This is a genomic window from Glycomyces endophyticus (genome assembly GCF_039531525.1).
Classification (GTDB): domain Bacteria; phylum Actinomycetota; class Actinomycetes; order Mycobacteriales; family Micromonosporaceae; genus Glycomyces; species Glycomyces endophyticus.
Window position 1 is genome coordinate 158,231 of the sequence record NZ_BAAAQF010000022.1, and the last position, 20,353, is coordinate 178,583.

Annotated in this window: 20 protein-coding genes and 1 pseudogene; 12 read left to right on the top strand and 9 right to left on the bottom strand. The window is 72.1% G+C overall.

Features of this window, described 5'->3' with window-relative positions:
• Positions 1-19: 19 nt before the first annotated feature.
• The 6 genes from ABD419_RS21400 (at position 20) to ABD419_RS21425 (ending at position 7,557) form a co-directional block, all read left to right on the top strand.
• Complete coding sequence (locus ABD419_RS21400; RefSeq protein ID WP_344490898.1) at positions 20-1,375, top strand: ABC transporter substrate-binding protein; 1,356 nt, start codon at positions 20-22, stop codon at positions 1,373-1,375.
• A gap of 19 nt (positions 1,376-1,394) precedes the next feature.
• Entirely contained in the window at positions 1,395-2,363 is a 969-nt protein-coding gene (locus tag ABD419_RS21405) for a carbohydrate ABC transporter permease (protein WP_425556153.1), read from the top strand.
• Positions 2,363-3,259: a carbohydrate ABC transporter permease gene (locus ABD419_RS21410; RefSeq protein ID WP_344490900.1), complete on the top strand. Its 897-nt coding sequence runs from the start codon at positions 2,363-2,365 to the stop codon at positions 3,257-3,259. Before ABD419_RS21405 ends, ABD419_RS21410 begins: the two co-directional genes overlap by 1 nt.
• Before the next feature lie 174 nt (positions 3,260-3,433).
• A complete protein-coding gene (locus ABD419_RS21415) occupies positions 3,434-4,705 on the top strand; it encodes a ricin-type beta-trefoil lectin domain protein (protein WP_344490903.1) in 1,272 nt (423 codons plus the stop codon).
• Between the two features lie 231 nt (positions 4,706-4,936).
• The gene (locus ABD419_RS21420; protein ID WP_344490905.1) at positions 4,937-6,520 is read left to right on the top strand and encodes an alpha/beta hydrolase; all 1,584 of its coding nucleotides are present in this window, start codon (positions 4,937-4,939) and stop codon (positions 6,518-6,520) included.
• A gap of 203 nt (positions 6,521-6,723) precedes the next feature.
• On the top strand, positions 6,724-7,557 hold the full coding sequence (locus ABD419_RS21425; RefSeq protein ID WP_344491094.1) for an undecaprenyl-diphosphate phosphatase: 834 nt from the start codon (positions 6,724-6,726) through the stop codon (positions 7,555-7,557).
• Between the two features lie 45 nt (positions 7,558-7,602).
• Here the strand turns inward: ABD419_RS21425 and ABD419_RS21430 are convergent, their stop codons facing one another.
• The 8 genes and pseudogenes from ABD419_RS21430 to ABD419_RS21465 form a co-directional block, all read right to left on the bottom strand.
• Positions 7,603-8,535 (bottom strand): DMT family transporter, encoded by a 933-nt coding sequence (locus tag ABD419_RS21430; RefSeq protein ID WP_344490906.1) that lies wholly within the window; start codon positions 8,533-8,535, stop codon positions 7,603-7,605.
• 143 nt (positions 8,536-8,678) lie between these two features.
• The gene (locus ABD419_RS21435) at positions 8,679-9,971 is read right to left on the bottom strand and encodes an MFS transporter (RefSeq protein ID WP_344490909.1); all 1,293 of its coding nucleotides are present in this window, start codon (positions 9,969-9,971) and stop codon (positions 8,679-8,681) included.
• Positions 9,968-10,600 carry a GntR family transcriptional regulator gene (locus ABD419_RS21440; protein WP_344490912.1) on the bottom strand — a complete coding sequence of 211 codons (633 nt, stop codon included), beginning with the start codon at positions 10,598-10,600 and terminating at the stop codon, positions 9,968-9,970. The genes ABD419_RS21435 and ABD419_RS21440 overlap by 4 nt, the downstream gene beginning before the upstream one ends.
• A gap of 67 nt (positions 10,601-10,667) precedes the next feature.
• Positions 10,668-11,231, bottom strand: coding sequence for a PadR family transcriptional regulator (locus ABD419_RS21445; RefSeq protein WP_344490915.1), 564 nt, complete (start codon positions 11,229-11,231; stop codon positions 10,668-10,670).
• 187 nt (positions 11,232-11,418) lie between these two features.
• Complete coding sequence (locus ABD419_RS21450) at positions 11,419-12,522, bottom strand: type I restriction endonuclease (protein WP_344490918.1); 1,104 nt, start codon at positions 12,520-12,522, stop codon at positions 11,419-11,421.
• Positions 12,523-12,715: 193 nt separating this feature from the next.
• Entirely contained in the window at positions 12,716-13,279 is a 564-nt protein-coding gene (locus ABD419_RS21455; RefSeq protein WP_344490920.1) for a hypothetical protein, read from the bottom strand.
• A gap of 55 nt (positions 13,280-13,334) precedes the next feature.
• Positions 13,335-14,648 (bottom strand): annotated as a pseudogene (locus tag ABD419_RS21460) (UDP-N-acetylglucosamine 1-carboxyvinyltransferase); the annotation flags it as partial.
• A 93-nt stretch (positions 14,649-14,741) separates the two neighbouring features.
• Positions 14,742-15,668, bottom strand: a complete 927-nt coding sequence (locus ABD419_RS21465; protein ID WP_344490923.1) for a LysR family transcriptional regulator — start codon at positions 15,666-15,668, stop codon at positions 14,742-14,744.
• A 132-nt stretch (positions 15,669-15,800) separates the two neighbouring features.
• Here ABD419_RS21465 and ABD419_RS21470 point away from each other — a divergent pair, with 132 nt between their 5' ends.
• From ABD419_RS21470 to ABD419_RS21495, 6 genes are all read left to right on the top strand, one after another.
• Positions 15,801-16,046, top strand: a complete 246-nt coding sequence (locus ABD419_RS21470; protein ID WP_425556154.1) for a hypothetical protein — start codon at positions 15,801-15,803, stop codon at positions 16,044-16,046.
• 92 nt (positions 16,047-16,138) lie between these two features.
• The gene (locus tag ABD419_RS21475) at positions 16,139-16,519 is read left to right on the top strand and encodes a CBU_0592 family membrane protein (RefSeq protein WP_344490926.1); all 381 of its coding nucleotides are present in this window, start codon (positions 16,139-16,141) and stop codon (positions 16,517-16,519) included.
• A 20-nt stretch (positions 16,520-16,539) separates the two neighbouring features.
• The gene (locus tag ABD419_RS21480; RefSeq protein ID WP_344490928.1) at positions 16,540-17,187 is read left to right on the top strand and encodes a response regulator; all 648 of its coding nucleotides are present in this window, start codon (positions 16,540-16,542) and stop codon (positions 17,185-17,187) included.
• 27 nt (positions 17,188-17,214) lie between these two features.
• Complete coding sequence (locus tag ABD419_RS21485) at positions 17,215-17,826, top strand: IMPACT family protein (RefSeq protein WP_344490931.1); 612 nt, start codon at positions 17,215-17,217, stop codon at positions 17,824-17,826.
• Between the two features lie 10 nt (positions 17,827-17,836).
• A complete protein-coding gene (locus ABD419_RS21490) occupies positions 17,837-18,793 on the top strand; it encodes a glycoside hydrolase family 43 protein (RefSeq protein ID WP_344490934.1) in 957 nt (318 codons plus the stop codon).
• A 74-nt stretch (positions 18,794-18,867) separates the two neighbouring features.
• Entirely contained in the window at positions 18,868-19,857 is a 990-nt protein-coding gene (locus ABD419_RS21495) for an NAD(P)-dependent alcohol dehydrogenase (protein ID WP_344490937.1), read from the top strand.
• On the opposite strand, the gene ABD419_RS21500 is transcribed toward ABD419_RS21495, so the two are convergent.
• A complete protein-coding gene (locus tag ABD419_RS21500; protein ID WP_344490940.1) occupies positions 19,854-20,345 on the bottom strand; it encodes a helix-hairpin-helix domain-containing protein in 492 nt (163 codons plus the stop codon). The two genes, ABD419_RS21495 and ABD419_RS21500, sit on opposite strands and share 4 nt — an antisense overlap.
• Between the last annotated feature and the right edge of the window lie 8 nt (positions 20,346-20,353).

The window sequence follows — 20,353 nt, forward strand, 5'->3', positions numbered from 1 at the left end:
AAACCGACAAGGAGCAACGATGCTTACCTCTCGCACCGCGAAGACCGCGGCCGCCCTCACCGCCCTGGGCGTCTCCGCCCTCGGCCTGGCCGCCTGCTCGGACGAGCCCGACGACGGCAAGACCCACATCACCGTCACCATCGACGCCGGACTCGAGCAGGCGGCCATCGACGCCTTCGAGGCCCGCGTCGCCCAGTTCGAGGACGCCAACCCCGAGATCGACGTGGAGACCCAGGAGTACACCTGGACCGCGGGGACCTTCACCGCCCAGCTCGCCGGCGGCACCCTCCCCGACGTGTTCACCATCCCCTTCACCGACGGGCGCGGCCTCATCGAGCGCGGCCAGATCGCCGACGTCTCGGCGTACACCGACGCCCTCCCGTACCGCGACGCGTTCAACCCGAACATCGCCGCCGCCGGCGAGGACGCCGACGGGAACCTGTGGGCCGTCCCGATCGCCGCCTACGGCCAGGGCCTCCACTACAACCGGACGCTCTTCGAGGCCGCCGGGCTCGACCCCGACGCCCCGCCGACCACGTGGGCCGAGGTCCAGGCCGCGGCCAAGGCCATCAGCGACGCCACCGGCGAGGCCGGCTACTCGGTGATGACCAACGACAACACCGGCGGCTGGATCCTCACCACCGTCGTCAACGCCCTCGGCGGCCGCACCGAGGACGGCGCCACCGCCACCATCGACACCCCGCAGATGCGCGAGGCCCTCACCCAGCTCCAGACCATGCGCTGGACCGACGACTCCATGGGCGACACGCTCCAGTACGACTGGGCGACCATCAACCAGGACTTCGCCGCGGGCCGCATCGGCATGTACGTCTCCGGCGGCGGCAACTACGGCAACCTGTTCACCCAGAACGGCCTCAACCCCGACGACTACGGCCTGACCGTGCTCCCGCTGGGCACCGGTCCCGACGCCGGCGTCCTCGGCGGCGGCACCCTCGCCGCCGTCAGCCCGAACGCCGAGGCCGAGGAGCAGGAGGCCGCGGTCGCCTGGATCGACTTCTACTACATGGAGAAGCTCACCGACCAGGCCGCCGCCGTCGCCGACGCCGAGGTCAAGGCCGAGACCGGACAGCCCGTGGGCGCCCCCGAGCTCCCCGTCTTCGACCAGGCCACCTACGACGAGCAGCAGACCTGGATCGCCGAGTACGTCAACGTCCCCGTCGAGCAGATGGCCCCCTACACCTCCCAGGTGTTCACCCAGCCGCTGCTGACCGAGCCGGTCACCGCCACCCAGGAGGTCTACGCCACGCTCGACACCGTCGTCCAGTCCATCCTCACCGACGAGAACGCCGACATCGACGCGCTCCTGGAGACGGCCCAGACGAACGCCCAGGCCGCCATGGACGCCGCCGCCTAACCGAGGGCAACGAACCGACATGACCACCACCGACACCCGCCCCGCCGGTGTCACGGGAGACCAGGCCGGGCCGCGCTCAGCGGCCCGGCCCGGCCGCCCGGGCTCCCGCCTCGCCCGCGCCCGCGCCGGCCTGCACACGCTCGTCTTCCTGGCGCCCATGCTCGTCGTCTTCGGCGTCTTCTCGTGGCTCCCCATCGGACGCGCGATCGTCATGAGCTTCCAGCGCACCAACCTGGTCGCCGACCCCGTCTTCGTGGGCTTCGCCAACTTCCAGCAGGTCTTCGCCGACCCGCTGCTGTGGACCGCCATCCAGAACACCGGGTACTTCGCGCTCCTGGCCCTGGTCTTCGGCTACCCGATCCCGCTGGTCGCCGCGATCCTCATGAGCGAGGTCCGCAAGATGCGCGGCCTGTTCTCGGCCCTCGCCTACCTGCCGGTGGTCGTCCCGCCGGTCGTCGCGGTCCTGCTGTGGCGCCTGTTCTACGACGCCGGCGAGGACGGCGTCTTCAACACCATCCTCGGCTGGTTCGGCATCGCGCCCGTCGCCTGGCTCCAGGACGCCGACATCGTCATGCCGTCCCTGGTCCTGGAGGCGACCTGGGCCGCCGCCGGCGGCACCGTCATCATCTACCTCGCCGCCCTCGTCGGCGTCGACCCCAGCCTCTACGAGGCCGCCGAGATCGACGGCGCCGGCGTCTGGCGCAAGCTGTGGCACATCACCCTCCCGCAGCTGCGCGGCGTCCTGCTCATCACCTTCATCCTCCAGATCATCGGCACCGCCCAGGTGTTCCTGGAGCCGTTCCTGTTCACCGACGGCGGGCCCGCGAACCGGACCCTGACGCTGCTGCTGCTGATCTACCGGTACGCGTTCACCAACTCCCTCGGCGGGGACTACGGCGCCGCGGCGGCCCTGAGCCTCATGCTCGCCCTGGTCCTCACCGCGTTCTCCATGCTGTACTTCCGCCTCACCCGAACCTGGAGCAGCTGATGGCGACGGTCAAGAGCACCACCGACCGGGGCCTGCTCGCCCCCACCGACCGCAAGCGCCCCAGCGTCCGCTGGAGCACCCGGCTCTCCCACGGCCTGCTCCTGGCGATCCTCGCGATCGCCGGGCTCGGGCCCATGCTCTGGCTCGCCAAGGCCGCCGTCACCCCCACACAGGACACCCTCCGCCACCCCATGTCCCTGTGGCCCAACGGCATCGACCTCGCGAACCTGGCCGAGGCGTGGACCCGCGTCGAGATCGACAAGTACTTCTTCAACACCATCGCCCTCGCCGCCGGCTCCTGGGCCGTCCAGCTCCTGGTCGCCGCCACCGGCGGCTACGCCCTCGCGGTCCTGCGGCCCCGCCTGGGCCGCTATATATCCGGCGCGGTCCTGGCGACTCTGTTCGTGCCCAGCGTGGTCCTGCTCGTCCCGCTCTACCTGACGATCCTCGACCCGCCCGTCGTCGGCACCTCCATGCTGAACACGTTCTGGGCCGTGTGGCTCCCCGCCGGCGCCAACGCCTTCAACGTCCTGCTCATGCAGCGCTTCTTCGCAAACCTCCCCCGGGAGATCTTCGAAGCGGCCCGCGTGGACGGCGCCGGTCCCTACCGCCTGTTCTGGTCCATCGTCCTGCCCATGTCCAGGCCCGTGATCGGCGTCGTCTCGGTCTTCGCCGTCATCGCGTCCTGGAAGGACTTCCTGTGGCCGATGCTGGTGCTGCCCGACCCGGCGCTCCAGCCGCTGTCGGTGCGCCTGCCGGCCCTCCAGCAGTTCGTCGAGCTCGACGTCTTCCTGGCCGCGCTGGCGATCTCCTCGCTCATTCCGATCGCGCTGTTCCTGGTGTTCCAGCGCCTGTTCCTCTCCAGCGCCGGACTGGGCGGGGCGGTCAAGGGCTGACCCGCGGGCGGGGGACCGGCGCTGCTCCCGGACCCCCGCCCGCCCCCTTGCCCGGCTTGCCCTATTGACAATGATCTATCCCGATGTTAAAAAGATAGGACTATTTAGAGAGAGCGCTCTCTCGGTGTAGTCCCGCCGTGACCGCGCTCCTCCGCGGAACGAGAGGACGCCTCCGTGAGACCACCCCGAGTCCACCGACCCATCCGCCGCCTCCTGGCGACCGCGACCGCCGCCGTGGCCGCGGCCGCCGCGGTCACCGTGGGGCTCACCGCCGCCGGCGCCGACGAGCCCGACGAGGTGCAGGTCCAAGAGCAGGTCCAGGCCCAGGCGCTCACCTGGAGCGACGAGTTCAACGCCGCCGCCGGGACCGCGCCGAACTCGTCCAAGTGGCGCTACGACATCGGCGGGGGAGGCTGGGGCAACAACGAGCACCAGTACTACACGAACTCGACGAGCAACGCCGCCCACGACGGGGCCGGCAACATGGTCATCACCGCGCGCAGGGAGAACCCCGCCGGGTACCAGTGCTGGTACGGCTCGTGCCAGTACACCTCCGCGCGGCTCCTCACCAACGGCACCTTCACCCAGGCCTACGGCACCTTCGAGGCCCGCATCCAGATCCCGCGCGGGCAGGGCATCTGGCCGGCGTTCTGGATGCTCGGCGACGACCTCGGCTCGGTCGGGTGGCCGCAGTCGGGCGAGATCGACATCATGGAGAACGTCGGGTACGAGCCCAACAGCGTGCACGGCACCCTCCACGGCCCCGGCTACTCCGGCGGCGCCGGCCCCACCGGGACCTACACCATCGGCGAGCCGTTCGCGAACGCGTTCCACACCTTCGCGGTCAACTGGACGCCGAACTCGATCAGCTGGTCGGTCGACGGCACCACCTACCAGACCAAGACCACCGGGGACATCGGCGGCAACGAGTGGGTGTTCGACCACCCGTTCTTCATGATCCTGAACGTCGCGGTCGGCGGCAACTGGCCCGGCTACCCCGACGGCAGCACGCAGTTCCCGCAGACGATGAAGATCGACTACGTGCGCGTCTACTCCGGGTCGACGTCCTCGGGCGGGGCCATCACCGGCCTGGCCGGCAAGTGCGTCGACGTCGAGGCCGCCGGCACCGCCGACGGCACCCCCGTGCAGCTGTACACCTGCAACGGCACCGCCGCCCAGCAGTGGACCGCCCCCGGCGACGGGACCCTCCGCGCGCTCGGCAAGTGCCTCGACGTCGCCAACGGCGGCACCGCCGACGGCACCGCGGTGCGATTGTGGACCTGCAACGGCTCCGGCGCCCAGCAGTGGGTGTTCTCCGGCGCGAACGACCTGGTGAACCCACAGGCGAACAAGTGCCTGGACGTGCCGTGGGCGAACTCGGCCGACGGCACCAACCTCCAGATCGTCACGTGCAGCGGCAACGCCGCGCAGAAGTGGTACCGGTGACCTGACCCCGGGCGGGGGCCGGAGGGAGCGATTCCCCTCCGGCCCCCGCCGTCGTCCCCCGGAAATCACCCGAACGGTGCCGATCGGGAGAATCCGCCCCCTCCCGGAAACGTGGCCCGTAGAGTCCCCCTCATCGGCGCCTCGCCGCGGCCGACCGACCCGGTACCTGCCATGCGACCGGGCCGGCCGGCCGCGGCGGACCCGACGCGCCGCGCACCCGAGGGAGTCCACATGAGGCGCACCGCCGTGCCCGCCGCCGCGGCCCTCCTCGCCTGCGCCGCCCTGGCCGCCTGCGGCGCCGACTACGACGGGAACGGCTCCTCCAAGGCCCGCGCCGGCGTCGCCGACGTCCAGGCCGAGGTCACCGGCGTCGACTGGGGCGAGTGCGACCTCCAGGCCCTGTACGGCGGCGAGGACCTCGACGCGGCCGCGGCCGCCTGGGCGCAGGCCCTCCAGTGCGGGTCGATCCGCGTCCCGGTCGACTACGAGGACCCCGACGGCCTCCAGATCCGCCTGGCGATGATCCGCCACCCCGCCGCCGGCGCCGACCGCACCGGCTCGCTCGTGGTCAACCCCGGCGGGCCCGGCGGCTCCGGGATCGAGCTCGCCCGGTACCCGTTCCTGCCCGCGGCCGTCACCGACGCGTTCGACGTCGTCGGCTTCGACCCCCGCGGCACCGGCGCCAGCGCCGGCCTCGCGTGCGGCTCCGAGGCCGCCTTCGACGCGGCGGTCGCCGCGGTCGCCGCCGCCGACCCGGCCGCCGTCACCGGCGACCAGGCCGACGCCCTTGAAGCGGGCGCGATGGACTTCTCCGGCGAGTGCGCCCGCGAGACCGACCCGCTGCTGCTCGAGCACATCGGGACCATGGACGTCGCCCGCGACCTCGAGGTCATGCGCGCGGCCCTCGGCGACGACGGGCTCACCTACCTCGGCTACTCGTACGGCACCTACATCGGGCAGATGTACCTGCACCTCTACCCCGAACGGGTGCGCGCCATGGTCCTCGACGGGGTCGTGCGCACCTCCGGCACCGTCCTGGACCTCGCCCAGGGCCAGGCCGCCGGCTTCGCGGCCGCCTGGCGGGCGTTCGCCGACCACTGCCGCACCGTCGCGGGCTGCCCCCTCACCGCCGCGGGCGACGCCGACGCCGAGCTCACCGCGATCCTCACCCGGGTCCAGGAGCGCCTCGGCGGGTCGGCCGCCGTCGCCGACATGCTCGACCAGGTCGCCCGGAGCCTGTACAGCGAGGCGAAGTGGACGGCTCTCGCGCGCGTCCTCGCGGCCGCCGACGGCTCCCCGGAGCGCTTCGCGCGGGACCTGCGCGACCTCGCCGGCGACGAGGGCGCCGCACCCGCCTCCCGGCGGCCGCCGCCGATCCCGGTGCCCCAGCGCGACGCCGACGCCGACTTCTACGCCGTGCAGTGCGCCGACCGCGACAACCCCGGCCACTTCGGGGCCTACCGCGACGCCGCCGCCGGCGCCTACGCCGGCTCGCCCCTGTTCGGGGCCGGGATCGCCTGGAGCTACCTGCCGTGCGCGACCTGGCGGGCCTCCGAGCCGAACCCGTCCGCGGTCGACGGCGACGGCGCGCCGACGACGGTGCTCATCGGCACCGCCGCCGACCCGGCGACCCCGTACGGGTGGGCCCAGGAGGTCGCCGCCGGGCTCGACAGCGCGGTCCTGGTCACCTACGAGGGCTCCGGGCACACCGCGTACGCCCTCGGCCACGCCTGCGTCGACGGCCCGGTCACCGCGTACCTCGTCGACCTCGCCGTCCCGGCGCAGGGACTCAGCTGCCCGCGTGAGCTCGACTGACCCGACACAGTGGACCACCAGTACGGTGGGTCTCACTGGCGTGCGTACACCGACCGGTCACCGTGGCGAGTCTGGCAAGATGTCCCAGTCGCTCCGGGAGCCGCAATGCGGCGGAAGCGACGCCTGGCCGTCGATGTGACGAAAGAAGCGCGAATGCACATTCCCCCCTGCCATGCACGGACGGAGGCGTCCGCATGGTCGACATGACCTGGTTCGAAGCGATCGTCCTCGGGATCGTCCAGGGCTTGACGGAGATGCTGCCGGTCTCCTCCTCGGCCCACCTGCGCCTCACCTCGGCGCTGTTCTTCGACGAGGACGCGGGGGCGTCGTTCACGGCGGTCACCCAGCTGGGCACCGAGACGGCGGTCCTGATCTACTTCTGGAAGGACATCGTCCGCATCCTCACGGCCTGGTGGAAGGGCCTGTGGAACAAGGAGGAGCGCGGCGGCACCGACTACCGGCTCGGCTGGTACGTCATCATCGGCACGCTCCCCATCGTGTTCTTCGGCCTGGTCTTCAAGGACGCCATCCGCGACGGGGCCCGCAACCTGTGGCTCGTCGCCTTCAGCCTCATCTTCTTCGGCCTCCTGCTCGCCCTCGCCGAACTGGTCGGGAAGAAGACCCGCACCTGGGACGACTTCCGCATGAAGGACGGCCTCATCCTCGGCTTCGCCCAGGCCGCCGCCCTCATCCCCGGCGTCTCCCGCTCGGGCGGCACCATCACCGCTGGCCTGTTCATCGGCCTCGACCGGGCCGTGGCCGCCCGGTACTCGTTCCTCCTGGCGATCCCGGCGGTGTTCGGCGCGGGCATCCTCAGCCTCGGCGACGTCTTCGAACCCGCCACCGAGGGGTCGGTGCCCAGCGGCGCGCAGATGCTCGTCGCCACGATCATCGCGTTCATCGTCGGGCTCGGCGCCGTCCACTGGATGCTCAAGTGGGTCGCCAAGCACAGCGTCTTCATCTTCGTCTGGTACCGCTGCATCCTCGGCGTGATTGTCGTGATCATGCTGGAGACGGGCTTCCTCCAGGCCACCTGAGCCGCAAACTGAGGGGCCGGTCCGCGCGCGGACCGGCCCCTGCGCCTATCCGCGGGCCCCGCGCGACTCCGCGGCCGCGAGCGCGGTGATCGAGGCGAGCAGGATCAGCGCGCCCGCCACGGTCGCGCCCGTCAGCGGCTCGCCGAGGACCGCGACGGCCAGGGCCGCGGCGGTGACCGGCTCGATGAGCATCATCACCGACGCCGTCGCCGCCCGCACCCGGGCCGCGCCCGCGAAGTACAGCGGGTACGCCAGCGCCGTCGTGAACGCCGCCAGGTACGCCATGAGCGCCCACGCCCGCACGACGTCGCCGCCCTGGGGGAGGAGCCCCTCGGACCACGCGGGCACGGCCAGCGCGAGCGCGCCGACCCCGAAGGACCACATCGTGATCGTGAACGGGTCCTCGCCGCGCTGCCCGGCGCTGCGGCCGAGCAGCGTCACGACCGCGTACCCGGCGGCCGACAGCAGCGCGAGCGCCGCCCCGGCCGGGTCGACGCTCGCGTCGCCCCCGACCAGGACCGCGAGCCCGGCCACGGCCCCGGCGACGGCGAGCAGGCCGCCGCGCCCTAGCCGCTCGCCCAGCGCCAGCCGGGCCCCGAACGCGGTGAGCACCGGTCCCGAGCCGAGCGTCAGGAGCGTCGCGACGGCCACGCCCGCGGCCTCCACGGACGCGAAGTAGGCGGTCTGGAAGACCGCCATGCCGAGCCCGGCGCCGACGAGGTGCCCGATCCGGCCGCGCAGCGGCCGGCGCGGCGCGCGCGTCCGCCGCACGGCGCAGAAGGCGCCCAGGAGCACCAGGCCCCCGAGGTGTCGCCAGAACGAGACGGCCGCCGGCCCGATCTCGGTGGCGCCGTAGACGAGGTCGGCGGCGGCGCCGGTGGTGCCCCAGGCGAGGCCGGTGACGGTGAGGAACGCGAGCCCGCGCCGGGCCGAGCCCGAATCGGGGCGCGCGTCGATGACGGTGTCGCTTGCAGACATGCGAACTCCAGAGGAGAGTCGTGGAACAGTGCTCTCGTCTGCGGGCACGCCATGGAGACGCGACCGGCCCGTGGCCGGTCGCGGTGCTCAGATGCCCGCCCTAGCGGACGGGCGGGGAGATGCCGAAGCGCATGGGCGCCACCCTACACGCCCGACCGGACCGGTTCCGCCTCCGCGGCCGCGGGCCGGGACGGCCGCGCCACGCCCGGCAGGTACCGCCGGTACCGCAGCGCCAGCAGCACCGCGCACCCGACGCCGAGCGCCGCCACCGCCAGCAGCAGCACCGGCGCGGGGGCGCCTGTGGCCGCCGCGACCGCCGCGAGCAGCGCGGGGGAGGCGAACCCCAGGTACGACACCGCGTAGAACACGCCCGTCAGCCCCGCCAGGTCCTGCGGCGCGGCGATCCGCTGCACCTCCAGGAGGCCCGACACCATCGCCGTGCCCATCCCCGCGCCGGCCAGCAGCGCCGCGGCGACGCCGACGGGCCACGACTGCCAGTGCGCGGCCGCGGCCGCCAGCACCACCCCGGCGACGATCGTCGCCAGGCCCGCGAGGAGCCCGCGCGCCGAGTCGTCCCGGTCGATGTGCTTCGCCAAGGGCTGCACCGCGGCCGACGCCGCCAGGGCGAGGGCCGTCAGCAGTGTCGCGTACGCGATGCCCCACCCGCCCGTCGCGTCCGCGACCAGCACCGGCAGGTACCCGTACCCGATCGCCGAGGCCGCGAACACCCACGGGCCGCCCACGAGCACCACCCGCGTGAACCGCCGGTGCCCGGCCGCGGGCACCCGCAGCTGCGCGCGCAGCGGCCCCGGCACGCCCCCGGTCGTCGCCGTCTCCGGCGCGCGCAGGACCAGCCACGCGAACGGCAGCGTCAGCGCCGCGTGGATGACGAACGGCAGCTGCTCGGGCCACGGCCCCCACTGGGCGATGAGCCCGGCGACCACGGCCCCGGCCGCCGACCCGATCGAGAACGCCAGCGTCGCCCGCCGCGCCCCCGCCCCGGTGTCGGCCCCCGGGTCGTGCGGCCACTGCGACAGCTCCTTCATCCACGCCGTGCCCACGCACGTCGCCGTCCCCACCGTGACCCCCGCCAGGAACCGCCCGACGCAGATCATGAGCGCCCCGGACTCGCCGAACGCCAGGGCGGTGCTGGCCGCGACCGCCGCGACGACGCCCGCGAACATGACCGGGCGCCGCCCGTACCGGTCGCTGAGCGCCCCGCTGAGCAGGAACGCCGGGACCAGGCCGAGCACGTACACGCCGAGGAACCCGTTCACCGCGGCCGTCGAGTAGTGCTGGCGCTCCTGGTAGAGCAGCAGCAGCGGGCTGAACTGGTTCCCGGCCCAGCTGGTGAAGAACATGACCGCGAACAGGGTCCGCCACGGGCGCGCGCGCGGCGGCGCGAGCGTCTCGGGCAGCGCCGCGACGGCGCTCACGCCAGGCCCTGGTGGCGCGAGAGGTGCAGGTCCAGCACCGCGTGGTATCCGGCGGCGTCGTGCCGTCCCAGGCACGCGGCCATCTCGCGGTGCTCGCGGAACGACAGGTCCAGGACCACGTCGCTGCTGGAGAGCACCAGGAACGCCAGCCGCAGCTGCCGGTCGCGCAGCAGGTCGAAGAAGTGCGCGGCGATCGGGTTGCCCGACAGGCCGACGACGGCGGCGTGGAAGTCGCAGTCGGCCTCGACGTACGCCGCCAGGTCCCCGGCCGCGAGCGCGGCCTCCTGCCGCGCCAGCGGCGCGCCGAGGGCCGCCTCGACCTCCGCGAGGCCCGTGCCCTGCGCGGCGACGCGCGCGACCGCGGTCCGCTCCAGGACCCCGCGCGTCTCGACGAGGTCGGCGACCTCGGTGACCGACACGGGGTGCACCGTCGCGCCCTGCCTTGACGACAGTGTGATGAGCCGCTCGGCCGCGAGCCGCAGGAACGCCTCGTGCACGGGGGTGCGGCTGAGGTCGAGCTCCTCGCAGATCCGCCCCTCGCTCAGCCGCGCGCCACCCGCGAGCTCGCCGGTGATGATGCGCTGCTTGGTGTACGCGTACGCGCGTTCGGCCGCCGCCTGTCCCGTCACGGGTCAGGACGCTACCACTTGCATGCAACGATGCATGCATCGCCGCCATCCCGTGGGACGCCCGCCGCTAGTCGCCCCCGCGCTGGCGCACCGCGTAGCCGGCCCGCTTGTTCAGGTCGGCGATCTGGCGGTCGAGCCACTCGATCTCGGTGAGGTTGGTGGACCGGTGGATCTGCATGAGGCCCTTGCGGAACGGGGAGTCGAGCTGCTCGGGCGGGATCGGGGTCCCGTTCGCGTCGAAGAACAGCTGCGCGGGCTGGTCGAGGAACTCCCGGCGCCGGGCCAGCACGAGCGCCTGCTCGCGGGGGTTCTCGAGGTGGTGGAGGAACGCGAGGAGCACGTACCACTTGTTGTCGTCGGTGATGAACCCCGGTTCGGGGTCGCGCAGCCACCGCCGCAGCTGGTCGGTGCCGGCCTGCGTGATCTCCAGCATGTGCCTGGGCGCGGCGACCGAGCCCGGCGCCGTGCGCCGGGTGAGGCACTGCGCGTCCTCGAGTTTCTTGATGGTGGGGTAGAGCGTGCCGTCCGCGACCGGCCGCACATGCCCGGCCAGGCTCGCCACGCGGTTCTTCAGGTCGTACCCGTGCAGGGGGAAGTCCCGCAGGAATCCGAGAATCGCCATCTTCAGCATGCGTCCATTATGCCATAACATTCAATATACATCGACTCCGAGGTTTAAAAACCTCCTTGTCAGTCAACGAAAGTGCCCGTCTCAGAGCACGAGCACGGGCTCCGCCCGCGCACTCACCAAAAAGGAAAGCCCTCGCGGACTCCCTGTTCAGGGACCTGCGAGGGCGGTTCCGGTGCGATGTGGAGCCTCAGTCGAGGGGTTGGGCGTAGCGCCGCACGGTCTCCCGGATCGCCTCCGAGTGGAGGTAGATGTCTTCGAGCGAGTCCAGCGGGTGCCGGGTCTCCACCTTGTCGGCGTCGAACAGGCCGAGGTACCGCTTCGACCGCCCGTTGAAGTGCAGTCGTGCGATGGGCTTGCGGTTGTTGTCGTCCATGATGATCGCGCAGTAGCTCTTCGCGTCGCGCTGGACGATCCGATGCGGCTTGACCTCGCCGCAGGCGATCGCCTTGACGATCTGGTAGCCGCCGATCTCCTCCAGGGTCGTCTCCACCCCGGACTCGCGCTTCTCGGTGGTCTCAACCTCGACCGCGCCCTCCTCGGCGACGGCCGGTTCGGGCTCCGCGGTGGCAGGGAACGATGACCCGAGGGCGCTCTGAAGCCGGCTGTTGACCTGGTCGTTGAGGAACTGGGCCGAGGCCTTGGCGACCAGGGGCGTGAAGTGCTCGCGCACGCGCTGGGTGAACGAGCCCTCGTACACCCGGGTGGTGAGGAGTTTGACCCACTCGGGTTCGGGCTCCTTGAACAGGGCTGCGAGGGTCCGCTTGATCTGGCCGATGTACTTGAGCTCCTCGGCGGCGTTGATGATCGAGTCGAGGTCGAAGGACTCCTTGGTCAGCTTCCGCAGCTCCGGCAGGAGGGTCTCGTCGAGATCGTCGAAGTCCAGCACGAGGAACGGCTTCTCGTCCATGCGGTTGGGAGCGTCGAGGTCGGTGAAGAACCGGTACTCCGCACCGTTGGTGAGGACGGCGATCCTGGCGTTGGTGACCGCGAAGTAGCGGTAGAGCTGCGAGGCGTTCTCCAGCGTCAGCGCGTCCTGCGGGCGCTTGCATTCGATGAGGATCTGGACCTCGCCCTGGTGCACAATCGCGTAGTCGATCTTCTCGCCCTTCTTGAGGCCGACGTCCGCGGTGAACTCGGGTATGACCTCGTGCGGGTCGAACACGTCGTAGCCGAGCACGGTCGAGATGAAGGGCATGATGAAGGCGTTCTTCGCGCCCTCCTCGGTCTGGATGATGTCCCGCTGGTTCCGGACCTTGGTGACGAGGGCGGCGATCCGCTCGTTGAAGTCCATGTCTCGCTCCTTTGCAAAAGCATGGCGGTGATGGGTGCGCTACTTCGGGTAGCAGAGCATATAGCGGCTCCGCCGGGCGGGATAAGAGCCGTTCGGGCCCTCGGCCTCCACCGACCGGACCATTCTGGATCCCGGAGATGCCTTGCCGCCGTTCGCTTCCGGCACTTCTCGCGAATTTCGAAGCCTTGTGCGATCAGACGATGTCGAAGTACCAGAGGGCCAGGTAGGCGGTGCCGCCGAGGAAGGCGATGAGGGTGAGGAGGACGAGCCAGCCGGCGGCGGCCTCGAGGACGCCGGGGCGGGCGGACTCGCCGGTGGCGGCGGCGACGGGCTCCCAGACGGTCTCGTCGAGGATGCGCATGGGGGCGATGGCCTTCGCGGGCGGGTACCAGGCGCGGGCCTGGTCGGCGAGGGCGGTGCGGTTGGCCGCCTGGAGGCGGCCGCGCCGGTTGTAGGAGAACAGCGCCACTTCGGACTCGTCGGCGAGGGCGGCGACGCCGTCGTCGACGGGCATGCTCGTGTACAGGCGGCGGGCGCGGTCGGGGGAGCCGGTGCCGACGATCATCGGGACGTCCTCGGCGGTGGCGGCGACACCGGGGGCCTTGACGGCGGCGACGGTCTTCGCGGACTCGACCGCGGCCTCCCACTGGGGGACCGGCAGGTACTCGCCGTCGGTCCGGTCGAGGTGCCGCAGGTGCGCCTGGACGAGGCTGAGGAGTGCGTACGTCTGGGGCGGCACGTCGGGCGGCATGGTCATGCGTTGAAGTGTCACATACCGTCGCACGGGCCGCACCGGTCCGGGCAGTCGCGTCCTAGAACGACTCGATCTCGGCGCCGAGGAGCTGGAGGCGCTCGGCGAGGTGCTCGTAGCCGCGGTGGATGACGTTGATGTGCCGCAGCTCCGAGGTGCCGCGGGCGCGGAGCATCCCCAGCAGGAGCACGACGGCGGGCCGCAGGGCCGGCGGGCAGGTGACCTCGGCCCCCGACCACAGGACGGGCCCGTCCACGTAGATGCGGTGCGGGTCGAGGAGGCGGATGCGCGCGCCGAGGCGGTTGAGCTCGGTCAGGTAGATCGCGCGGTTCTCGTACACCCAGTCGTGGATCATCGTCGAGCCCTCCGCGCAGGAGGCGATGAGCGCGAAGAACGGCAGGTTGTCGATGTTGAGCCCGGGGAAGGGCATCGGGTGGATCTTGTCCAGGGGCGCGCGCAGCCGCGAGGGGTGCACGGTGAGGTCGGCGAGGCGGGTGCGGCCGTTCTCGGCGAGGTATTCGGGGCCGCGCGCGTACTCCAGGCCCATCTCCTCGGTGATGGCGAGCTCGATCTCGGTGAACTCGATGGGGACGCGGCGGACGGTGATCTCCGATTCGGTGACGATCGCGGCGGAGATGAGGCTCCACGCCTCGATGGGGTCCTCCGAGGGCGCGTAGTCGACGTCGGCGTCGAGGTCCTCGCGGCCGTGGACGGTGATCGTGGTGGTTCCGGCGCCCTCGACGCGGATGCCGAGGTGCTCCAGGAAGAAGCACAGGTCCTGGACCATGTAGTTGCAGGAGGCGTTGCGGATGACGGTGACGGCCGGGAACCTGGCGGCGGCCATGATCGCGTTCTCGGTGACGGTGTCCCCGCGCTCGGTCAGCACGATCGTGCCGGGCGGGTCGACCCGGTCCTTGACGGTGGCCCGGTAGGCCCCGGCGGAGGTCTCCACCGACAGGCCGAAGCGGCGCAGGGCCACCATGTGGGGCTCGACGGTGCGGTCGCCGAGCTCGCAGCCGCCGGCGAACGGCAGCTCGAACTCGGGGTAGTCGTGCAGGAGCGGGCCGAGGAACATGATGATCGAGCGGGTGCGGCGGGCGGCGTCGGCGTCGACGCGGGTCAGGTCGAGGCGCTCGGGCGGGGTCAGGCGCAGGTCCTGGCCGATCCACTCGTAGTGGACGCCCATCGACGCGAGCACCCGCAGGATGCGGTTGACCTCCTCGATGCGGGCGACCTTGCGCAGGGTGGTGGTGCCGCGGTTGAGGAGGCTCGCGCACAGCAGGGCGACGCAGGCGTTCTTGGAGGTCTTCACGTCGATCGAGCCCGAGAGCGTGGTGCCGCCGGTGACGCGCAGGTGCCTGGGGGCGTCGCCGCCCGCGCCGCCGGTGCCAGCGGCGTTCCCGTAGTCGAACATGCGGTCAGCGTAACGGAGACGAGTGTCCGAATAGGGGCATTCGTGTTCGAAGGGTCAGGCGACCGGGTTGATGCCCTCGGCGGCGCGGATGCGCTCGTCGAGCAGCTCCATGACCGCGGCGACCGACGGCCGGCGGGCCCCGCCGCGCAGCGTCACGGCCCGGAAGTGCCGGTACGGCGTGTACGGGCCGCCGATGGGGACGCGTACCAGGTCCAGGTGGTGCGGCAGTTCGACCAGGCGCGGGATGAGGGCCACGCCCATCCGGTGGTCGACCATGATCGCGATGACGGGCCATTCGCGGGCCTCGCCGGTGACGGTGGGCCGGAACCCGGCGTTCGAGCAGGCCGTCAGCACGTGGCGGCGGTGGATCGAGCCGGGCACGCCGATGATCCACGGCTCGCGCTCGAGGTCGCGCAGGTCGGCCTTGCCGGCCCCGGCCACCCAGTGGTCGGCGGGCACGACCAGGTCGAACGGGTCGTTGAACACGGTCTGGGAGTCGAAGCGGATGTCCTCGGGCGGCGGGTTGTCGGGGGTGGCCTCCACCAGTGCGAGGTCGGCCTCGCCGGCGAAGAGCAGGTCGAAGCTCTCGCTGGCCTCGGCTTCGCGCAGGCGCAGTTCGAGTTTGGGGTGGCGGTCGCGGGCGGCGTCGACGAGGGGGGCGAGGAGGGTCGCGATGGCGGTGGGGAAGCCGCACAGGCGCAGCAGCCCGGAGGGCTCGCCCTCGGTGGCCTGGAGCTCGGCCTCGGCGAGGCGCCACATGGCCTCGATGGCGTCGATGTGGGCGATGAGGATCTGGGCGGCGGAGGAGAGGCGGACGCCGCGGCCGACGGGTTCGAGGAGGGGGACGCCGAGGTCCTTGGAGAGCAGCCTGATCTGCTGGGACGCGGCGGAGGTGGACATGTGCAGCGCCTTGGCCGCGCCGGAGACGGTCCCGTGGTGGGCGATGGCCCGCAGGACGTGCAGGCGGCGGAGGTCGATCACCGTGTGGCCCCAATCCCTTTAGTCGTCGCTTCACGATGAGTTTCGCAAACCATCGTCGCCCAAGTGTTGTAGCCCGGACGAATGGGACCTTAACCTCGATCGTGAGCGTGATGCCGGCGTCGGTGCCGGCGGGTGAGCGCTCGATTCGACGAGATCCCCGATGCCTGTGAGGAGGACACGGTCATGCCCTGCTGCCCGTACTGCGGTTGGCCCGACGACGATCCGGTGACGACCGTGTCCCGGCACCCGGGCGCGGTGGCCGCCACGGTGTGGACGCGGTGCATCTGCGGTTCGCTGCAGATGCGGGTCCAGCGCGGGGACGCGCTCACCGTGTGCGCGCGGAGCAGACCGAGCGGCCGTCCGGCCGCGGCCCTGTAGCGCTCTTCTCGCACGTTTCCCAGCATTTCCGCTCGCGCCCGTCCGGGCGCGGGTTCCTTCCTGCCTGCCTTCACTTCCGAAAAGGTTCTCCCATGCACGACTTCGACGTCCGGATCATGCTCCAGGTCATCGGCGCGCTCCTGTACATCACCAACTTCCTGCTGCTGCAGACCCACCGCATCCACGCGACGAAGCCGGCGTCGCTGGGGCTGGTGATCTCGGCCTGCTCGATCCTGCTGACGGCGGCGATCATCGGGCACGACTGGGGCCTGATCCTGCTGGAGGGGACCTGGCTGGTCCTGGTGACCACGACGTTCGTGATCCGCCAGCGCGGTTCGCGGCGGCAGGCGGTGCTGGAGCGGGAGGCGGAGGTGTCGGCGGTGTCGGCGCGTCCGGTGGCGGTGCGGGTCGCGGAGCCGGTGGCGGAGCCGGTGCTGGTGCGGGAGCCGGAACTGGCGGGTGCTGCGGCGTAGGGGCCGGTTAGGCTCGGGGCGTGGTTATCCGAGTGCTCATCGCAGACGATCAGGAGATGGTCCGGGCCGGGTTCCGGGCCATCATCGATGCGCAGCCCGATATGGAGGTGGTGGCGGACGCTCCTGACGGGGTGGTGGCGGTGGCGGAGGCGCGGCGGTTGCGGCCGGATGTGTGTCTGTTCGACATTCGGATGCCGCGGTTGGACGGTCTGGAGGCGACGCGGACGCTGTTGGCGGGGGCGAACGGTGGGGGGCCGCGGGTGGTGGTGGTGACGACGTTCGATACGGACGAGTATGTGTACGGTGCGTTGCGGTCGGGGGCGACGGGGTTCTTGTTGAAGGATTCGGGTCCGACGTTGCTGGTGGAGGCGGTGCGGGCGGCGGCGAGCGGTGAGTCGCTGGTGTCGCCGTCGGTGACGGTGCGGTTGTTGGAGCGGTTGAGTGAGCCGGTGCAGGACGGTCCTGATGCGGTGCGGGTGTTGACCGAGCGTGAGTTGGACGTGGTGGAGTTGGTGGCGCGGGGGCGGACGAATGCGGAGATCGCGGGGTCGTTGTTCGTGTCGGTGTCGACGGTGAAGACGCATTTGGAGTCGGTGCGGGCGAAGTTGTCGGCGCGGAACCGGGTGGAGATCGCGGCGTGGGCGTGGGAGCACGGCGTCGTGGGTTGAGGTGGTGTCGGTGCGGGGGTGTGGGTGATGCGTGGTCTGGCGGTGGCGTCGTCGGTGACGGAGTCGGTGGTGTCGCGGTCGCGGTTCGTGTGTTCGCTGTTCCGGGTGGGTTCGGAGGCGGAGGTGCGGGAGCGGGTGGCGGGGGTGCGGCGGGAGTGGTGGGAGGCGTCGCATCACTGCACGGCGTTCGTGCTTGACGGGGGTCGGGTGGCGCGGTCGAGTGATGACGGGGAGCCGGCGGGGACGGCGGGTGCGCCGATGCTGGAGGTGTTGCGGGGTCGGGGGTTGACTGATGTGCTGGCGGTGGTGACGCGGTATTTCGGTGGGGTGAAGTTGGGTGCGGGCGGGTTGGTGCGCGCGTACGGGGGTGCGGTGTCGGCTGGGGTGGAGGCGGCGGGGACGGTGGAGTTGGCGGTGTGGCCGCGGTTGCTGGTGCGGGTGGGTTACGGGGTGGCGGGGAGTCTGGAGGGGTTGCTGCGGTTGCGTGAGGACGTGCGGTTGGCGTCGGTGGTGTTCTCTGATGTGGTGACGTTCGATGTGGCGTGTGCGGATGCGGAGGTGCTGGCGGCGTGGGTGGCGGGGCTGTCGGCGGGTGCGGCTGAGGTGGAGCCTGCGGGTTCGGTGCGGGTGGAGTTGTAGGATCCGTGTTGTGACCGATAACAAATATCCGAACCCGTTCATCCGCGAGCGCGCCGACCCGCAGATCCTGCGGCACGGGGACCGCTACTTCTTCACCGGCACGGTCCCGGCGTACGACCGGATCGTGCTGCGCGGCGCGGACACCCTGGCGGGCCTGCGCGAGGCGGCAGAGACGACGATCTGGGTCCGGCACCCCGAGGGCGCGATGGGCTCGCACATCTGGGCGCCGGAGCTGCACCGGGTCGGGGACGGCTGGTACGTGTACTTCGCGGCCGGGGAGGCCGACACGGACACCGGCGACGTGTGGAGGATCCGCATGTACGTCCTGGAGTGCCTGGACGAGGACCCGCTGACGGGCGAGTGGACCGAGAAGGGCCGGATCGCCACGCCCGTGGACTCGTTCTCCCTGGACGCGACCACGTTCGCGCACCTGGGCCGGCAGTACCTGTGCTGGGCGCAGCACGACCCGGGCCTGGCGGGGTCGAACACGAGCCTGTACCTGGCCGAACTGGAGAATCCGTGGACGCTCAAGGGCGACCCGGTGGAGCTGTCGCGGCCGGAGCTGGACTGGGAGACGGTCCGGTTCGCCGTCAACGAGGGCCCGTACGCGCTGGTGCGGGGCGGGAGGGTGTTCATCACGTACTCGGCGTCGGGCACCGGCGCGGAGTACTGCGTGGGGCTGCTGAGCGCGGACGCCGGCGCGGACCTCCTCGACGCCGCGTCGTGGTCGAAGAGCCCGGTGCCGGTGTTCGGGACGGACGCGGCCGCGGGGATCTTCGGGCCCGGGCACAACGCGTTCACCGTCGACGAGGACGGGCGCGACCTGCTGGTGTTCCACGCCCGCGCCTATGAGGAGATCGTGGGCGACCCGCTGGACAACCCCGACCGGCACTGCCGGGTGCAGCCGTTCGGGTGGCGTGCGGACGGCACGCCGGACTTCGGGTCGCCGCTGCCGGAGACGCCGTGACGCTCGGCCGGTCGGCCGAGGCGCGGGCGGTCCCTTGGGGACTACGGTGGGGGTCCACCCCCTGAGGAGGCCCCATGAGAGCCGTCGTCCAGGACCGGTTCGGCCCGCCCGAGCAGGTCCTCCGCGTCACCGACATCGACCGGCCGGAGCCGGGGCCCGGCGAGGTCCTCGTCCGGCTGCGCGCGACCAGCGTCAACACGCCGGACTGGATCGCCGTCGCCGGCGTCCCGTACGCGCTGCGCCTGGCGGCGCGCGCGAAGGGCGCGGTGCGGGGCACCGACGTCGCCGGGACGGTCGCGGCCCTCGGCGAGGGGGTGACCGGGTTCGGGGTCGGGGACGCGGTGTTCGGCACGAAGTGGGGCTCGGGGTTCGCCACCGCGGGGACGTTCGCGGAGTACACGACCACCGGCGCCGACCGGCTCGTCCGCATGCCGGCGGGCCTGTCGTTCACCGACGCGGCCGCGTCGGTCATGTCGGGGCTGACGGCGCGGGCGGCCGTCGTCGACGCCGCCGCGGCCGGGCCGGGGACGCGCCTGCTCGTCAACGGCGCCTCCGGGGGCGTGGGCACGTTCGCGGTCCAGATCGCCAAGCACCGCGGCGCGCATGTGACCGCCGTGTGCGGGCCGGGGAACCTCGACCTGGTGCGGGGCCTGGGCGCGGACGCGGTGGTCGACTACACGGCGGCGGACTTCACGGCCGGCGCCGACCGGTACGACGCGATCCTCGACAACGTCCTCAACCACCCGCCCCGGCGCGCGTTCCGCGCGCTCGCCCCGGGCGGGGTGTACCTGCCCAACAGCATCGGGAACTCCGTGGGGCTCCTCGCCGGGCTCGCCACCATGGCCGGCGCGAACCTGCGCGGGGTCCTCACACGCACGCGGGTCGCCTCCGTGGACGGGGGCTTCACGCCCGAGCGCCTCGCCGAGGTCGGCGACCTCGTCACCTCCGGCGCCGTCACCCCCGTGGTCGACCGCGTCTACCCCCTGGAGGAGACCCCGGCGGCGGTGGCGCGCATGTACTCCCACCGGGCCCGCGGCAACGTCGTCATCACCATGGGCGACTAGCCGCCGGCGGCCTCGCGCAGGATCCGCACCGCCTTCGGCCCCACCCCGTGCAGCGCCGCCAGTTCGGCGTCCGACATCGCCGCGGCCTGCGCGAGCGTCGTGACCCCGGCCTCGGCGAGCGCCCGCGTCGCGGGGCGCCCGATGGCCTTGGGCAGGTCGCCGACCTCCCCGGCGGCCGCCGCCGCGGCCGCGGTGGCGCGGGCGGCCAGATCCGGCGGGGCGGCGGCGATCCAGGCGCGGCGCACCCAGTGGTTGAGGGCCTGTCCGCCGATCCCGGCGAGGTCGACGCGCACGCCTTCACCGGTGGCCTGGGCCGCGGGCTCCTGGGCGGCCATCGACGCGGCCTCGGCGGCGGGCAGGCGCAGGACGGCGCGGCCGTCGCCGTCGAGGGCGGCGAACACGGTCCCGGCGACGGCGTAGGCCGTGCCGTCGGCGGTGGCCCCGGGGTGGGTGAGCGCGGTCGTGCGCAGGTGTGCGGCAGTGGTCATGGCGTTCA

What these genes read in the sequence shown, in the direction of transcription:
- ABD419_RS21400 (WP_344490898.1), top strand. Translation starts at nt 20, where the DNA reads ATGCTTACCTCTCGCACCGCGAAGACCGCGGCCGCCCTCACCGCCCTG.
- ABD419_RS21405 (WP_425556153.1), top strand. Translation starts at nt 1,395, where the DNA reads ATGACCACCACCGACACCCGCCCCGCCGGTGTCACGGGAGACCAGGCC.
- ABD419_RS21410 (WP_344490900.1), top strand. Translation starts at nt 2,363, where the DNA reads ATGGCGACGGTCAAGAGCACCACCGACCGGGGCCTGCTCGCCCCCACC.
- ABD419_RS21420 (WP_344490905.1), top strand. Translation starts at nt 4,937, where the DNA reads ATGAGGCGCACCGCCGTGCCCGCCGCCGCGGCCCTCCTCGCCTGCGCC.
- ABD419_RS21425 (WP_344491094.1), top strand. Translation starts at nt 6,724, where the DNA reads ATGACCTGGTTCGAAGCGATCGTCCTCGGGATCGTCCAGGGCTTGACG.
- ABD419_RS21430 (WP_344490906.1), bottom strand. Translation starts at nt 8,535, where the DNA reads ATGTCTGCAAGCGACACCGTCATCGACGCGCGCCCCGATTCGGGCTCG.
- ABD419_RS21445 (WP_344490915.1), bottom strand. Translation starts at nt 11,231, where the DNA reads ATGCTGAAGATGGCGATTCTCGGATTCCTGCGGGACTTCCCCCTGCAC.
- ABD419_RS21450 (WP_344490918.1), bottom strand. Translation starts at nt 12,522, where the DNA reads ATGGACTTCAACGAGCGGATCGCCGCCCTCGTCACCAAGGTCCGGAAC.
- ABD419_RS21455 (WP_344490920.1), bottom strand. Translation starts at nt 13,279, where the DNA reads ATGACCATGCCGCCCGACGTGCCGCCCCAGACGTACGCACTCCTCAGC.
- ABD419_RS21475 (WP_344490926.1), top strand. Translation starts at nt 16,139, where the DNA reads ATGCACGACTTCGACGTCCGGATCATGCTCCAGGTCATCGGCGCGCTC.
- ABD419_RS21485 (WP_344490931.1), top strand. Translation starts at nt 17,215, where the DNA reads ATGCGTGGTCTGGCGGTGGCGTCGTCGGTGACGGAGTCGGTGGTGTCG.
- ABD419_RS21495 (WP_344490937.1), top strand. Translation starts at nt 18,868, where the DNA reads ATGAGAGCCGTCGTCCAGGACCGGTTCGGCCCGCCCGAGCAGGTCCTC.
- ABD419_RS21500 (WP_344490940.1), bottom strand. Translation starts at nt 20,345, where the DNA reads ATGACCACTGCCGCACACCTGCGCACGACCGCGCTCACCCACCCCGGG.